The 15,518-nt window shown below is 50.1% G+C and carries 16 protein-coding genes; all 16 read right to left on the reverse strand.

Annotated features, from left to right (window positions below):
- Nucleotide 1: 1 nt before the first annotated feature.
- The 16 genes from traG to traV all read right to left on the reverse strand — a co-directional run bounded on the left by traG (nucleotide 2) and on the right by traV (nucleotide 15,510).
- Nucleotides 2-2,851 carry a conjugal transfer mating-pair stabilization protein TraG gene (traG, locus tag L383_RS00880; protein ID WP_001568078.1) on the reverse strand — a complete coding sequence of 950 codons (2,850 nt, stop codon included), beginning with the start codon at nucleotides 2,849-2,851 and terminating at the stop codon, nucleotides 2-4.
- Nucleotides 2,851-4,221 carry a conjugal transfer pilus assembly protein TraH gene (gene traH / locus L383_RS00875; RefSeq protein WP_023332869.1) on the reverse strand — a complete coding sequence of 457 codons (1,371 nt, stop codon included), beginning with the start codon at nucleotides 4,219-4,221 and terminating at the stop codon, nucleotides 2,851-2,853. The genes traG and traH overlap by 1 nt, the downstream gene beginning before the upstream one ends.
- Entirely contained in the window at nucleotides 4,208-4,744 is a 537-nt protein-coding gene (gene trbB / locus L383_RS00870) for a type-F conjugative transfer system pilin assembly thiol-disulfide isomerase TrbB (RefSeq protein WP_032160235.1), read from the reverse strand. The genes traH and trbB overlap by 14 nt, the downstream gene beginning before the upstream one ends.
- 19 nt (nucleotides 4,745-4,763) lie before the next feature.
- Entirely contained in the window at nucleotides 4,764-4,997 is a 234-nt protein-coding gene (traQ, locus tag L383_RS00865; RefSeq protein ID WP_001568081.1) for a type-F conjugative transfer system pilin chaperone TraQ, read from the reverse strand.
- 10 nt (nucleotides 4,998-5,007) lie between these two features.
- Entirely contained in the window at nucleotides 5,008-5,757 is a 750-nt protein-coding gene (gene traF / locus L383_RS00860) for a type-F conjugative transfer system pilin assembly protein TraF (protein WP_001568082.1), read from the reverse strand.
- Nucleotides 5,758-5,772: 15 nt separating this feature from the next.
- Nucleotides 5,773-6,105: a hypothetical protein gene (locus L383_RS00855; protein WP_001568083.1), complete on the reverse strand. Its 333-nt coding sequence runs from the start codon at nucleotides 6,103-6,105 to the stop codon at nucleotides 5,773-5,775.
- On the reverse strand, nucleotides 6,102-6,362 hold the full coding sequence (gene trbE, locus L383_RS00850; protein ID WP_001568084.1) for a conjugal transfer protein TrbE: 261 nt from the start codon (nucleotides 6,360-6,362) through the stop codon (nucleotides 6,102-6,104). The genes L383_RS00855 and trbE overlap by 4 nt, the downstream gene beginning before the upstream one ends.
- A gap of 12 nt (nucleotides 6,363-6,374) precedes the next feature.
- A complete protein-coding gene (traN, locus tag L383_RS00845; RefSeq protein WP_032629897.1) occupies nucleotides 6,375-8,267 on the reverse strand; it encodes a type-F conjugative transfer system mating-pair stabilization protein TraN in 1,893 nt (630 codons plus the stop codon).
- A complete protein-coding gene (gene trbC, locus L383_RS00840) occupies nucleotides 8,264-8,890 on the reverse strand; it encodes a type-F conjugative transfer system pilin assembly protein TrbC (RefSeq protein ID WP_001568086.1) in 627 nt (208 codons plus the stop codon). The genes traN and trbC overlap by 4 nt, the downstream gene beginning before the upstream one ends.
- Nucleotides 8,891-8,902: 12 nt before the next feature.
- Complete coding sequence (gene traU / locus L383_RS00835; protein ID WP_176602138.1) at nucleotides 8,903-9,874, reverse strand: conjugal transfer pilus assembly protein TraU; 972 nt, start codon at nucleotides 9,872-9,874, stop codon at nucleotides 8,903-8,905.
- Between the two features lie 31 nt (nucleotides 9,875-9,905).
- The gene (traW, locus tag L383_RS00830) at nucleotides 9,906-10,535 is read right to left on the reverse strand and encodes a type-F conjugative transfer system protein TraW (protein ID WP_023332867.1); all 630 of its coding nucleotides are present in this window, start codon (nucleotides 10,533-10,535) and stop codon (nucleotides 9,906-9,908) included.
- A complete protein-coding gene (gene trbI, locus L383_RS00825; RefSeq protein WP_001568089.1) occupies nucleotides 10,532-10,909 on the reverse strand; it encodes a type-F conjugative transfer system protein TrbI in 378 nt (125 codons plus the stop codon). Before trbI ends, traW begins: the two co-directional genes overlap by 4 nt.
- A complete protein-coding gene (traC, locus tag L383_RS00820) occupies nucleotides 10,909-13,548 on the reverse strand; it encodes a type IV secretion system protein TraC (RefSeq protein WP_001568090.1) in 2,640 nt (879 codons plus the stop codon). Before traC ends, trbI begins: the two co-directional genes overlap by 1 nt.
- 462 nt (nucleotides 13,549-14,010) lie before the next feature.
- A complete protein-coding gene (locus L383_RS25745) occupies nucleotides 14,011-14,409 on the reverse strand; it encodes a hypothetical protein (RefSeq protein WP_001568092.1) in 399 nt (132 codons plus the stop codon).
- A gap of 4 nt (nucleotides 14,410-14,413) precedes the next feature.
- Nucleotides 14,414-14,827 carry a hypothetical protein gene (locus tag L383_RS26465; RefSeq protein ID WP_001568093.1) on the reverse strand — a complete coding sequence of 138 codons (414 nt, stop codon included), beginning with the start codon at nucleotides 14,825-14,827 and terminating at the stop codon, nucleotides 14,414-14,416.
- Nucleotides 14,828-14,940: 113 nt separating this feature from the next.
- Nucleotides 14,941-15,510: a type IV conjugative transfer system lipoprotein TraV gene (gene traV, locus L383_RS25500; RefSeq protein WP_001568094.1), complete on the reverse strand. Its 570-nt coding sequence runs from the start codon at nucleotides 15,508-15,510 to the stop codon at nucleotides 14,941-14,943.
- Nucleotides 15,511-15,518 lie beyond the last annotated feature (8 nt).

Raw genomic sequence — 15,518 nt, forward strand, 5'->3', positions numbered from 1 at the left:
CTCATTTCTTCCCATCAAGATAATCCTTTTGAAGTTTAGTAGCCCTTTCCTCAAGCTCTTTGGAAGAGGCTGCTCCCGGCATATTACTTACCTTTCCCTTCTTCTCATTATATGTATTATGGAAGTTATTTCCCTCTGTTTTATGGTTGTTTTCCAGATCTGCATGCTGTTTTTTAACGTCATTTTCTTGGTTGATTATTTCCTGCCGAGTATTTTGGTGAGCCTGTCTGTTCTCCGAAACCAACGTACCCACGCTCTTACCAACATCCTGTTTAATGCCTGCATGTGCGGTCATATTGTCAATACTTCCGGAATGCTGACCATAGTCAGAAGCAACGTCTTCTCTGCCTCCACTGGTTGAAACACCGCCCATATTATTTCCGACCGTTCCTCTGGCTTCCTGGTATGCCCCATCAATTTTCGGCTCTACCTGAGATTTTACAAAGTCTCTGGCCAGGGCCTCTCGTTGTGCGGCAATTTCAGGTGAACTGGTATCCGTCAGAATAGCCTCTGCATTCTGCGGCGCCTGTCTCTGGACAAAATTAGCAAACTGTTGAGTTAGGTTTTCGTTCATCTGTCCGCTCATGCTCTCAGTACGTGAAGCCATTTCACTATATTCATGACTGCGGGTCTTACTGGTTGTATACTGGTCATAGCTGTTTTTCGCGCTGGACAACGATGCTGCAAACTGGTCAACACGGGAAGATGCATTATTATCAGTAACATTTCCAGAAGTTGTAGTTTTGTGGCTAGTAAAGTAATCAGAAGCTTCTCTGAAGTCTTTGGCTGCCTGACTGCTAGTATCGTGTCTACTGTCATGTGACTCCCGCCCTGAAGAACTGACATTATCAGTATCGCCCGAGCTATGGGTCCACCCGGCACTCCCTTTTACACCCGCTTCCGCAGATAGCCCAGTTCCCCACTTGCCTAATTTACCGAATAGTTGATCTCCTGAGCTCCACTTACCAGATGCATGAATATCCGCAGCTTGAGAACTTTTAGTCGAATCATCCATTAATTGTTGGAACGACTCCTCATTGCTGATGTTATTTGCTTTAGCATTAGCAACAACAGCATTCCACATTTTGCTTCTGGCCATCGTATCCTGAGAGGATTCAGTACTGTCTGCCCCCGTCGTCATTGAGGAACTGGTCCCCATATTGGTACCGAACTGCTTCAGGGTATTCCAGGCGCTCGTTACGCTCTGGTTATAACCATGCAGGGCGCTTTCAGCCTGTACTTCTGATTCTCTGGCCATCTGCTGCTGTGCGCTGGCAATTTGACGTCCGACGTTGATATCTACCGGCAGTTTCGACATGGCGCCACTGGTATCCCAGACCATTGAACCATCCCGTGTCTGGGTTCCCATACCACCGTTAGAGAGCTGCCGGGTCATCTGGCCAAATGCAGTGGTGCTGTTAGTATTCCAGCTGTTCCCGCTGACATTATCAGTCTGCATATTGGCGTAAGAGTAATTCCCGTCTACAACACCGGAAGCCGCCTGAGAGGTGGCACTGAGGCCAGAGGAAGCAAAATGGCTGTAGATATTTGAGAAACCTGCCCCCACGCTTTTTATCATCATCCAGGCCAGGCCAGGAATCATCAGCGAGATGTAACCTGCGGTCGTGGCAATATCAGAGTCACGCAACTGTACCTGTGACATTTCAGATAACACCACCGGCGTGGCATTTTTGGCAGCATAGAACGCCATGGCACTGTTCAGGATGGCGTATAAAATCGGCCAACACTGCAGCCACATCAGGGCGACAACATACCCCTTCAGCACCTGCATGGTCAGCATGTTGAACATGGCCGCCATCACAATAATCGGGAACATGCCAATCATCATCCCGAGAATAACGGTCTGCATCATCGGCAACGTTCTCAGTGCCTGCTGCCCCATTGATGCCTGCGCCAGACGCTGTTTTTCCAGTGATGATGTGGTGGCAATATTGATCAGGCTCGCCGAATCTGCACTGCGGGCTGCATAACTCTGTATCCCACTTCTCAGGGCATTGATGGTGACATTCTGACGGATAATCTGGCTGGCAGACTGGCTGTTGTGATAGAACGTCTGGTAACTGTCGCCCAGTAAACTGGACATCAGCACATCCGGGTTCGGACGGCCACCAAAAATCTGGCGGACATAATAGTTCCAGGTTTTTCCACCCGTCTGGGTATCCAGCGCCAGCGCTGACTTCAGATCGACTGACGCTTCAAGACAGGTTTTAAACTGGTTGTTTTTGTCAAATATGCCTCTTAACGGGCTGGGGTTAGAAAAAATCAGCGTATAGGGATCTGTTGAATGCATCAGGTCTTCGAACGAATATTTGTGATTCAGCAGCATATCGCCAATAACGCAGTTCTGAACGTAATCGGAGAACAGCGTGACAATCTCCGGATTCTGCGACATAAAATCGGTACTTTTCGCCACCAGGTTGCTGCCAAAGAGCATGCCCGTTTTGCTGTAGACCGAACTGTCCGGCAGTGTCATCACCATTTCATAGCTCTGTACAAACGCGTTCCCGATGCGCGTCGTAAGGGATGCCGGAATCGCAAGGCCAATCGGCACATTATCCACCTGATACACCGATGAGGGTTCAGAGTAATCGATGACCTGTACTGGGGTTTTTATTAAAACGAGCATCGATACCAGTGTCAGCGAGAATACCCATCCCAGCATATCCATCACGCTGTGTTTTTTAATCCAGCTCCCTGCCACGATCAAAACGGAAAAACCGATACACATTCTCTCGATAATTTTCCAGTTTTCGGTCTGCATAAACGCCGCAACGGCGTTCAGTACATGCCGGTACCAGTCGCCCCCGGCGATAACATACACTTCCTGCATCACATACCTCCGCCAAAGTGGTAATTGTTCTGGTAGCGGGTCATCATCCTTGCTGATACCTGCTGACGCATGTAACTCATCTGGCGATCGACAACCAGTAAGGCATCCTGTTGGACCTGTACGCGCGCCTGGAACGTGGCGATTTGCTGCGTGGCCTGGTCAAGGTTCTGCAGGATCATATCCATTGTCGCCTGCGGGTAATTCCCGGTCGCCATCATGGCGCGGGCCTGCTGAATAAGTTCCTGGATGTACTGCAGCAGAATGTCGTAACCGATATAGTCGGTCAGTTGATAAAGCAGCGAGTTAGACACCCCAAGCATCTGGGGATCTACCAGGTATTTGAATACCGGGATAGTAGTGCTTGAAATAAACCCTTTCTCCTGCTCAGTCAGTTTTTCATCAGCAACGGCCTTGTTCTGGATACTGTTGAGTAGTTTCGAAATCTGGTTCTTCAGCGCCTTATCCGAGGCGATGGTGACGGTGGCATCTGCCACGACCTTGAGGCATTTATCCGAATCATTGCAGTGATAGATTTTAGCGCTGCCCCCTTCCATCATGGCCTTGATCAAATCCTGGTCGGTAGTGCGCGCCGGCAGCGGTGTGATTTCGCCGTTCTCACCGAATATCAGTGTCCCGGTTAAGGTCATGATGAACTCTTTAAGCTCCTTATTACCGTCAAAGAGCCGGTTTTTTGACAGACCGTTCCACATGATGTTGATGTTTTTCATCACGCGTTCCTTGTCTTTATCGCTCGCTTTATCCTGGACGCTGTCCATCTTTCCGCCCACAGTGCATCCCTGTCGGGATGCAGCCCAGTCAGCGAAGATGTTACTTTCACCGGCAATGTCCTGGCAGACCTTCTGCTGCGCAACCTGAGTTCGGGGAAACAGACCACCGACGATGCCTTGCGCAGCCTGGCATGAACTGAGGTTGGTGCTGTTGATGTCGCTGGCCATCTTCTGCAGGAAGTCTTTTGCCGTTTTAATTTCAGGAACTGTGGTCTGCAGTGCCAGATCGAAAAAGTATCCTGCGGAGTTACTCATTATTTGTTTGGCGAAGCGCTGCAGCTGTTCACTGTTGATAAAGCTGAATGAACCGAGATACGCATCGATACCGCCGCAACCGGCATTAATATCCGGCAGAGTCATACTGACCAGCTGGATGGTTTTCACCTGTGTTCTGGCATACAGAGAACCGCCCGAAGCGTAGCCCGCGGCCTGCCCCTGCCATACCTGCGGCTGAGACGTATTTGAGGCAAACCCGAGCTTATTGAAAAAGTTGTTCATGTCGCCGTTGACGTCTGCGGCTGCCGAGAAGGACAACCCGAGCAACAGGCCGCTGAGCAATGTTACCGACTTAACCTTGTCCATTTTTCGGTGTCTCCATCATCTGAAATAAGGTATCGAGCCGGGCCATAAAGCCCTGAGCATCCGTTGCGCCCTGCAATATCGGGAAAGCATCGAGCGTGTTCACGTTGACAAGAAACGTGGTTGGCGTGGCGACCGGAATGTTAGGGAAAAAGGTCTTCATCACTTCAGGTGGAGCGGGTAGCGCCTCCGGGAATGCCTGATCGCCCTGACCATCCAGCGTGTAAGGAAAGACCGAAAACCCATGCTGCGTTGACAGCGTTTTGAGTACCGGATCAAATTGATGACAGTACGGACAGTGCCCCTGCATAAACAGCACCACCTTCCACTCCGCCAGATTCACCTGACGACCGTTACTGAGGCGGTACCAGACAGGAGCCGCTCCGGTCCGGGGTGGTGTGGCGGTTACCACTGGCGCCTGATCTGCCGACTCTCCGGTCAGACCTTTCGGGTTGTACAACGATTTCACCTCATCAAGCGTGCCGGCCTGAGCAAATGTTGACAGCAGCAGGACGAAGAAAAGCATTACCGGCCGCGCGCGGTGATTAATGTTCAGGATGATTTTCACGGTCCTTTTCCTCTTTCTCAGCCTGCGCAATCAGGGCATTAATGATGCGGTAACCACCGAAAATCATCATGGCTATACCCAGTCCTTCTCCCATCTCAACAGCCATCTCCGGTTGTTTACGCACCAGACGGGCAATGAGATGGAAAAACACGCCGACGGCCACCACCCATGTTCCCGTGATATCCAGATCTGGCATGCGAAATTTACGCATCACGCTCTCCTTAAAAATTGGGTTTAAAGTCGTTGGAAACATAGAGAAACTGCTTCGCCAGATCGTCCTGGCTGATGAAGCCGTAACTGAGCGGTTTAACCTGTCCGCTTTTCGGGTCAACCAGCATCATGGCCGGAAAATACTTCACGCCGAGCCGTTCTGCCTGTCCCTGGTCCACGCGTGAGTCCGGTAGTAACGGGTTAACCACGCCATCAACAGAGACGGAGATAACACTCAACCCGTAGGTCTCACGGAAGTTACTCAGCACCTGAACCAGTTGCCCGTCAATTGGCTCCCGGCCGCGGTAAAAGAACATCACACCGAAATGCTGAGCAATGGCCGATATGGCTTTACGCTGTTCCGCGTAATCGGCCGCGAGCTGGTTTTTAACCGTGCCGTTGTAGTGGCTGAACTGTAGGTTGTAATCGAGCTCCGGATGTTCAAGAAACGCTTTCTTGGCGCTCATCGAAAATAAGCCTGCCTGCTGCGTCCAGTAATTCTGGAGGCGGAAATATTTCACAAAAGCCGGTACCGATGGATACATAATGGCTTCGGCTAATGCTTTTTTCGTTGCCTGCTGCAGAGCTGCCTGCTTCTGCAGAATATCCATTTGCTGGGGTGGCTGCGGGTTCGGCTGTGGATCCGGGTCGGTTGTTTTCAGTGGTTCGTTATACCACTGCCATCCCGCATCCTTCCCCCAGGCAGACATAACGGCGCAACCCAGCACAACGGGCAGCAGTACGAGCCGTTTCATTTTCATGGGACACCTTCATCTTTATTTCTGATGTTTATTACCGGACAAAGCGTTATAGATAACGCCTTTATTTATCTGAATTTCGTGACCTGTGTTAATTTGCTTCCCTGAAAAACCAGTGTCATTGCAGAACACCGCATAATCATGAAACGTTAAATCCTGACGATAGTCATTTTTTATTACCCAGGCGATACCTGAACTTTTTTCACAATTAACACCATAAAACTGATTGGTAATATGAAAAAGTACCTCTCGCTTATCCCGGATGAGTCCGTAACACATCATACCCGTCATAAATAAGATAAACACAGCAACGATCGCGATAACCGGCCATTTAGGGTTTTCCTCTTTCATTCCCCCCTCTCTTTTCTTTTTGTTCTGTTTTCGCCAGCGGGTTTCAGCAGGTCTATCAGTGAAGATAAAAAGCCGTACAGAAGAAACCAGAACCCACCGAGGATAGTGATGAAAAACACAGCAGTGATAATATCACTGCCCGTGGTTTGTTTTACCGTATCCCATGACCATATAATTACCGGTGATGAGACAATAACAGTGAGGCATAATCTAATCAGGAAATCCGTAACACAGCCTGAAGAGAATATAACTTTCATTTTACCCCCTGATTATTTCGAGGATTGCTGACTCATAATTTCTTTTATACGCTCTTTGGTTTTATTGGTGAGCGCATCGTTATCCGGAATTTTTTGATTCTTCATCAGGTCTTCCATGAAATTAGTGAAATCGAGTGAGTCGAAATTAATACGCTGGAGTTCATCAACCGTGATACCGCGGCAATTCGGACTGCTGGCGCCACCAAAACTGATATGCAGCTGGCCATTCCGGCCCTGTTGCTGAACAATCTGCGCCAGTTTTGAGTCGAACTGGCAGTAGCTTCTTTTTTTCTCCAGGCAAACACCCAGCACCTTTTTAGAGCAGAATTCCCCCACACTGACGGTCAGCTTATCTTTCTTGGCTTTAGCGAGGGCTTTTTCGTCACTGCTGCAGCGCGCCAGCCCCACATCCTGGCCCCAGCCGCTGTCTTTGCAGCAGTTACTGAAGCCTGCTGCAAATTTTTTACAGTATTTCGCTTTCCCGGTGAACGCCCTGACATCCACCCCGTTCAGTGCCGCAACGTCCTTCCCTGCCGCCGCCAGGGCGGCGAGCTCCGCCACTGCCTGACCAAAATCATTGTTTTTGCCGCTGGCCGCTTTATCGCATTCACCATCGAGACAGAACACGTCCCCGCCACAAATCATCTGTTTACCGGTGGTTCTGGTTTCGCAGGAGTACGTGGCATATTCATGAAGACAGGTTCCGTCATCAGAAGTGAATGCGCATTGCCGGGATGCCAGCGTACAATTATGGTTGTCCATCAGTGTCTGGCATGAACCGTAATCAGAAGGTTGGGTAATATACGTATCACGGTATTTCCAGCAGGCCTGGTAGACCTGGTAAACATTACCATCCTGGTTAACCGTCCGGTTTCCGCCTGGCTCAATGCATTCCGTCGTGGTCTGCTTGCCTTCGTCTTTACTGAATGGACAGAACTCGACCCATTTCACGTCCGGAACCCANTTTTTTTCCGTCACACGCATGGTCAGCGTGACACTCATCCAGGCCTCTGAACCGCCCTGTAACCAGTTTTGTGTCTTGCGGGCATATTCCCGGCAACGACTCTGCTTACCGCTAAGGCAGTTCTTGTTGAGGATGACGCCCTGCGGAGAAGAGCCGCCCTCGGTCAGATAGGCGCCAGTCGCCCCAGGAAGGGACCAGCTGTTGTCCCTCTTGGCAACGGAGTCTTCATTTACTCCCCACCAGGTCATGCGGTAGTACATATTTTTGTCATTAAAATGCAGCGCTGCTGATGCACTCAGGACCGTTCCCGTGGCCGGAGCGCGGAATGTCAGCATCACACTTTTGTTACCGTCATAGCTGTAGCTGAACTGGTTATTCGGCACGGTATACGTTTTGATAACCGTGGTTTCCTCATAGTGTCCGGTTATCGTGGCTGTTCGTGTACAGTACTGCTCAACCTGCAGGTCACGTTCACAGGTGTAGTTTTTAAATTCACTCCGGTTAACGATTTCCGCCTTACACTCCTGTCCGGTATTGCCGATGATAGTGTCGGATCGTGATTCAATATCTTTGGCGTTCTGGATAAACGGGGCGTCCGGAGAGATGCTGTCCGGAGGACGGTTGGTAAATGACTCGGTAATACTTTGTCCGACTTCACTCCCGGCCCACTGGGAAGCAGAGTCATTTTTCAGTGAGCTGTCGCCACCGGCTGTCACGCCACCGTAGTATTTCTTTTGCTCGGGATCTTTCGTATACCCCGGCAGATTCTGCTCGCCGTTGAAGTTTTTCAGGGCATCAAGACCGCCCCCCTGTACCTGTTTTGCAAAGTCAGAACCTGCCCTGTAATCCGTGTTACTGTCCGCGCAGGCTGGTCCTGCAAACCAGATAAACGTCCCCAGAACCAGGGCATGAACAAAGAGAATGGCCGGAAGTGTTCTCATTGGTTACCTCCCAGCATATGACGGGCGATATCCGCACAGTCCCCTTTCTCCGCCACCTTTTCCAGCGCCTGTTTCAGCCGGATATTGCCCCGAACCACATCAAACCCTGCTTTGCAGCGCACCACGAGGGCGGGCACGCTGCGAATGTTGTATTGTGAGTAAAGCGTCGGGTCGATCTGGACGCCGTCTGTAACTCCATCCTTAACCAGCCGCATCACCGCATCGGTGGTTGCCTTCATGTCGTTATTGACCAGTCCGCGCAACGTGGCCGGAATGCCATACTGGCGGGTTTCATGCAGCATGCGTTTCAGACCTTCCTCCGGCACAGAAAACGACACGAAGTACAGCGCACCTTCAGAGGGTTTTCCCTGTGCTGACGCCCTTTGCTGGCTGGCCAGATTATCGATGTACTGGCGATCGGCTTTCGCCAGGGGGTTACGGTTAATCTGCGCTTCCAGTTCCTGCTGCAGCTGCTTGTCCGGGTGCTGGCGTAACTGCTCGCTGAAGTCTTCCTGGTGCTTCAGCCACTCCCGGTCAGCCGTTGTCGGGCTCCCCGGACTGCCAGCTGCCACAGCGGTACCGGTGAGTAAAAGCGTGAGGATAAAAATATTCAGTTGTGTCACAGAAGACTCCTTTCAGAGGAAAACACAGTTACGTTTGCGCCACATGAGGTAACCAAAATTCTTCCGGGTATTAGGCGGGTTGCGACCGGCCTCCCAGCGCATCACACTGCGCCCGAGGGGATGGCACTGCCCGCTGTCCGGATACATATTCACCATCTGATAGCGCCAGCGCTCTTTAGGGATAATCGGCGACGGATATTCGTAACAGACTGCGGTATCGGCGCCGACCGTTTCCATAATCTGGCCCTGTCGGTGAAGCTTGTAGGCCATACGCTCACTGAGCAGAACCGAGGATTGCAGCGGGCTGGATTCGTTACTGGCCCATCCACTGAAGGGATACATGGAGCCCTGCGAGCCGGCACACCAGAACAACGGGTCAAGTGGTAAGTGGAAAGCACTGGCAATGGCATCGGCCGCACAGGCCCCCTGAGCGATCGGGTTGGCAAACAGTACGGCTTCCGGATTCAGGATCGTGGTCAGACTGCTGTCCACCCAGGTCGGGTCAATCTCAGAGAGATAGGCGATGTCCATATCTCCGCCTTCCAGGCAACCTGCTGATGTGATGATGTTCAGCCAGTACGTCAGTGGGTATTTGTACCAGTGCACGTGATAGAACGCCCCGTTGACCTGTTTGTCGTCCTTTTTGGCCGTCCCCATCCCTGTTTTACCGAGATTGATACTGAATCCCCCCAGATTCACCATGCAGCCAGGTGATCGGCTGACGTCGGTCATGGCCATCGGTTCCCAGTAACCGATAGCCAGACCAATGCGTACAAAGATTGGGGGTGGGGCCGGGCAATACTGTATCGGGCTGCCGGGATTAGGCGTGTCCGGCTGATCTCCTTTCCCCACCTGCACACTCCCCAGCGATAAGGGGAAAATGCAACGCCAGCAGACATCTGTAATGGGATTTACAAATCGTCCTTCACACGACGGGTCGGCAGCGGCATTCATACTGTGGCTCCATAGCAGGCAGGCCACCATGAAAAACAAAATACGTTTCACAGAAACATCCTTATCGCGTGGGTGGAAAGTATTCGATGTTCAGTCGTTCTCCCGAGGGGGCCGGGGTGATCCGCGCGGGTACTGCCGTCAGTCCAAAGCGCTGGCTCAGCACGCCGTTCTGGTCAAAATAAATCCGGCTGTCGAGCGCCGCCGATGTATCCGGGACGCTGCCTTTAACGAGGATAATCTTGCTGATTAACGTCTCAGGTACCTGGCGTTTCATCCAGGCCAACTGGTCCGGATCATCACCGTCAATGAAGTAAAGCGTCTGCATAAAAGGAACGGTTTTAAGCGGATTAAGCACCTGCCCTTTCCGGGCGAACAGCACACCGTTCTGATCCTTCAGGTCTTCAGTTAATTTGATGCTGGGATCAAACCAGCGCTGCTCATATTTATCCGCTTTCTTTATCCCCTCGACGGGAGCCGGGCGCTGGCTGTTGGTCTTCACCCGCTCCTTAAAGGCCTCCATCTCCTGCCCCCATCGCCCGGACTTCTCCAGCGCTTCAAGGCGCTGGGTTATCAGCGATAACATATCCTGTTCCTGTATGGGCCACAGGTCGCCCCATGTACCCAGATCAGCTGCCCGGGTAAGCGGGGAGACAAGACATACAGCAAAGAGCGCCCCGCGGATCATTTTCATTCCCTGCCTCCCTGCATCCGCTTCGCAATATCACGCTGAATACTCAGCGTGACGTCAGGCGCCCCATTAACCACGGCAGGAGAAACAAGAATCAGCACATGGTTTTTCTGCTGCCAGTCATCCAGACTTTTTTCCAGCGCATCGTTAAAACGATCCGACAGTGCCTTAGACTGGCTTTCCGTCAGTTGCTTACGGCTGACACTGTCCATGAAGTTATCGAGCGTTTTCTTCATATCAAACGCGACAACACGAGGTGTGCTGTGCGCTATCATGATCCGGGTCACCACGGCATTGGCGGCAAGAATGGCAACCATCAGCCCGCCAGTGATAAGGGCACGTCGGGTAAACAGACGATTTCTGATATTTTTTTCCATCAGGCAGCACTCCTTGTATTATTCATGGCCACCCGGGCCTCCAGGTCTGCCATTTCATCCGGGAAGTTACGGCAGGCCAGTTCGTACACGGCATCGTGAATACTCACCCCGGCGCGTTTTCGTTGTGTGATGTACTCAAAGTCAGCACCACTGGATGAATACATGGCGCGGCTGAGTGGATCGACAAACAACCGGTGCCACGATGAATGCGCCTCCACCGACAGCATGAAGGAGGAGAACCACTGGTCTTTAGCCGAACCAAAACGGTTAATCATGTCGCGCTGCAGCTGCGTGAACTGGTCGGGGTAAAGCTGGTTGTACTTGGCAAACTCTTTGGCAGACTGTTTAAGGATGATTTTGTATGAGGAGTTCCCCCAGGCGGCACGTGCAGCACTGGAAGCCGTATCTGAGTCAAAATCGACAATGTTCTGTGTAATAGTGATATACGAACCCAGGTGACGGCGTGCGGTACGGTAGCCCTTCTCGATAAAGGTGCCGACCTTCTCATTTTTGAAGTCCAGCAGGCGCCAGCCTTCGTCAATGACGTTCAGTTTTTTCAGGTTACGGGGTGTCTGGTACATGCGGTTCTCGATATAAATAATCAACGAGAACATCACAGCAACCAGCAGAGATGGCCGGGACTCCAGCCCCCCCAGCTCCAGCACAACCATACGGGCATCATCATTGAGTGACGGTTCATCAGAGTTGAAGTAGCTGCCGTAAATCCCGTTCACCGTGTACTGGTCGAGCAGAATAATCATTTCGTCCAGACGGCTGCGGATCGTCGGTGAGTCTGCATAGGTTTCGCTGTCTTTGGCTTCCTGCAGGAAATCCACCACATCGTCAATTCGGGCTTTGTTATGCTTGGTCAGCCAGGCCGCTTTGACCGCCTGAAGCAGCAGGCCTTCATGGACTTCATCAAGATTCCCATTGGGACTGGCCATGACGGAAAGCTGGTCACGGATACGCTCTGCAGATGCATCGAAGTTATTGTCATCGAGCACGTTCGCAAACGGGTTAAATTTCAGCGTATCGCCATCGAGATACACACCCCCCATGTTTTCGCACAGTGATTTGTAACCATCCCCCATATCGAATACCCAGGAATAACCACCGGCATCAATGACGCTACGGATAAGCGGCTGTATCAGGCCTGTTTTCCCCGCACCGGAAGTACCGCATACCGCCATGTTAAAGTTGGTGTTATTCATGCCGGTGTAGAAGAGATCGATAAAAGCCAGCTGGTTACGATATGTAGGCGCCAGCAGACCGGAAGGAGCCAGTGGACTGTCGGCCACCACCGGCATCAGGTTTGCCACATTAAAGCTTTCAGCACGGCGAACTACCCCCGCCGCCTGCAGTTCCTTAAATATCCCCTCTCCCGCCTTAAAAGGCAGAATCGACAGGAAATTACGCATCTGCTGATAGCGAGCGGCGATGAGTTCAAAGCCCCCCTTACGGAAACTGTTCAGTATTTCCTGTTCAGTGGCCAGTGCCGCTTCCGGATCGTCTTCGGTATACGCCGTAACGTTGAAAAAATAGGACACCAGTGAAGAGGAATTGGAAGACAGTCGCTGGCGAATATCCCCCCACTCCTTAACTTCTTTCTCAACTGAGGGGAAATACTTCGCGTATGACGTTTTGCTCTTTTTCTCCAGGTCGAGAAACTTCAGGTTCGCTTCGTTCTGTGATTTAACCTGGTCTTCCACCATCAGGGTAAGCGTAATGACAAAGGGACAGGAAATAGACAATTCCGGGTTCAGCAGGTTGGCGTAGTTGTCTGCACTGGTCCACAAAAACGCAATTTCCGGGTCGCGTGCAAGATGATAGTTGAGCACCCGGGTATGACGTTCCACCCCATTTTTGTCCAGCAGGCCAATGTTGAGATGATTCGCCATCACTTCCATATCAAAGCTGTCATCAACACACTGGTAATTCAGCTCCTGGTAAGGATCCAGCTTTTTAGGCCTCCGGTACATCTCACCTGGATTTGGATTAATCAGTTCACTGACCATTTCCACAAGGCCCTTCTCATCCAGTGCCTTAGTCGGTATTTGCGCGCCAAGCAGTGAGGCCCGGATTATCTTGACCTGGTTCTGAAGCTCGATGATTTGCGCATTCGAATTTTTCTTACGCGGCATGCTGCAGGAGATAAATACACGGTAGTTTCTGAGCGTCAGCGGTAAATCCATTCCCGGTGGCAGCGCAAAATGCTTCTCTGCTGCACGCACATAATAGGCTCGCGTAATGGCGTTAAACTTTTCTGCCTGAGGACCACTCCAGCTGAACTCACGGAGGCCATATTCGATATCATCGCCAACCAGCTTGCTGGAAACCAGATTAATGGTGACCGGAACATTACGCGGTAATTTCGTTCTCAGCAGGTTCTCAAGCGAACCTACAATATGTTCATTGGCGCCTGGTAGAGGCCTGGCTTCCAGAATAAAACCGACTGTCTTCTGGTTAATAAACAACCCTGTTTCACTGTCGTAATCCTTATATGGCAGAACGCGACTGAATTGAGGGAAATCCATACTGGCCAGAACATCATTTGCTTTTGCAGATTCATCAGGTAGCTTCAGCGCTGTGAGTAATGTATTAACTGCTTTGGCTACCGACTCAATAGGGTTCAGACTCACAGGTTAACTCCTTCTTGAGGAACAAAAATAGATTTTCATATTTTTTTGAGGGGGAAAGTCAAGATGCTCGATATTTATCTTTCCCGATAATAAAATAAAGTAAACGGCATAAAGAAAAGAATTATTCTTGCCGCCATCAACTGTGCAAATATCACCTCACCCATAACAATCTTTCCGTTCCAGAGTGATACCAGAAGCGTGATAATGAGCAATGCACTATGAATAATCAGTGTTGATAAGATACCGAGACGAAGAACCTCATAATAACTCGTTACCGACACACACAAGAAATAATACACACCAAGGCTACATATAATAAAAACCAGCTCACGACGCAAAGTGGTATGAAACTCCTCTGTACTTTGATCTGGAGATTTAGTTAGCAGATACCTCAAAGTGAGATAAACAGACCAGTACATTAGAGGATAAATTAGAAAGCCATATCTTTTCAGGAAAGTCATTTTATTCCCCACCTTTTTTCTTTTGTAATAACTGCCACTGTTCAGTGTAGGCCTCATAGGCATACACCGGAACATTAACAATAACTCCCTCACACCTTAATTTGTTGACGGCGTCATTCAAAAAACCGGTCTGCACATTGGCTTCAATAAGTGAGCACTCTGTTTTCCAGTGCCGGCCAGCATCGATCTCGCTGGCACTATAGGTTAACCTCACCATAACGAAACAGATTGCAATGCCAATAATCGCAGTGAACGCGCCTGTCAGAAAAAGCTTGCCCCTGAATTGATAATGTTCGGGAAGAATAAGTGCTAAGAACACCCCGATGATCCCTGCAATTAACATCACCAGATCAATGACTAAAATCCACCACACATCCATACCGTTTATGTAAGCATGCATACCGTTACTCCTTTTTATCAGAAAGGCTGTGAATGCCATTATCCCTGTATTTCACATCCATATACCGTGTTACGCTATCCGGACAAGACCAGGCATCTTTTGCACTGGTAAATGGTGTTTCTGGCTGCGCGTTAAATGCCGATACTTTGCAGTGTTGTAATGTATATTCAGTATTTTGCTTATTGATTAATATTGCTTTGTACTTACTTTCTGGTTGGAGCAATGAAAGAGTTCCAAATGAAACCACCATAATAATGATTAACGACAGGAAGCGCTTCGTTCTGTTTTTAATCCGTAATACGCTTGACATCAACAGTGCTGGAATCACCCCAAAAAGGGCAATGCTCAGAATGACATACGATGAATCTTCTTTCATCAGTAAATACAGATACTTTATAAAATCAATATTTAACACCATAAACTGAAATCCCTGACATCACAAACACGCTACCGCCCATCCCTTTCAACGCAGAGGGCACTCGTTTTAATCCAGCAGTAGCATTCCAGCAGCGCCAGTCATGGCGCTGATAATTAATTAAGACGAGGTTGTCCCCAGGTTGATGGGGTCACCACAAATAACACTGTCGTTGGTTGATGATATACATCATCGGAATCCACATAGGGAGCGATCCATAATGATGTTGTCTGCTCACCTTTTCTTAATGGTCTCGGATACTGGCCCGGTACAGTTTGAGGTGATGTAAATGTTGATACTGTCACCGGACGCATAACCTGGGGTGTAACGGGTTGTATATACCCAGGCTTATTTACCGACCCCCTGACATTTAATAATGACGGGGTACTTTTATTTACTACTACAGCCGCTGGGGCTTTCGCCTGTACTAAATCAGGTTGTGGCGGCAACGGGTATGAATTTACTGACGTCGTTCTGAAATTACCGTCAGCCAGTCGAGGCAACCCGGCCGCAACCGGCTTTGCCTCACTGCGTTCCTCTTTCGCCTTAGCTTTTTCATTGGCCTGTTCCATCGTCATACAGGTATCCGATGTTGTTGCGTTACATTGAAAATCAGTCTCCGTTCCTGCGCATCCGGTTAAAAGCAATGCGCTGCCCAGAGGAATTAACAGAATTAATTCCTTCATAATATTCT

The organism is Enterobacter sp. MGH 37, from assembly GCF_000534515.1.
In the GTDB taxonomy this organism is placed as follows: domain Bacteria; phylum Pseudomonadota; class Gammaproteobacteria; order Enterobacterales; family Enterobacteriaceae; genus Enterobacter; species Enterobacter kobei.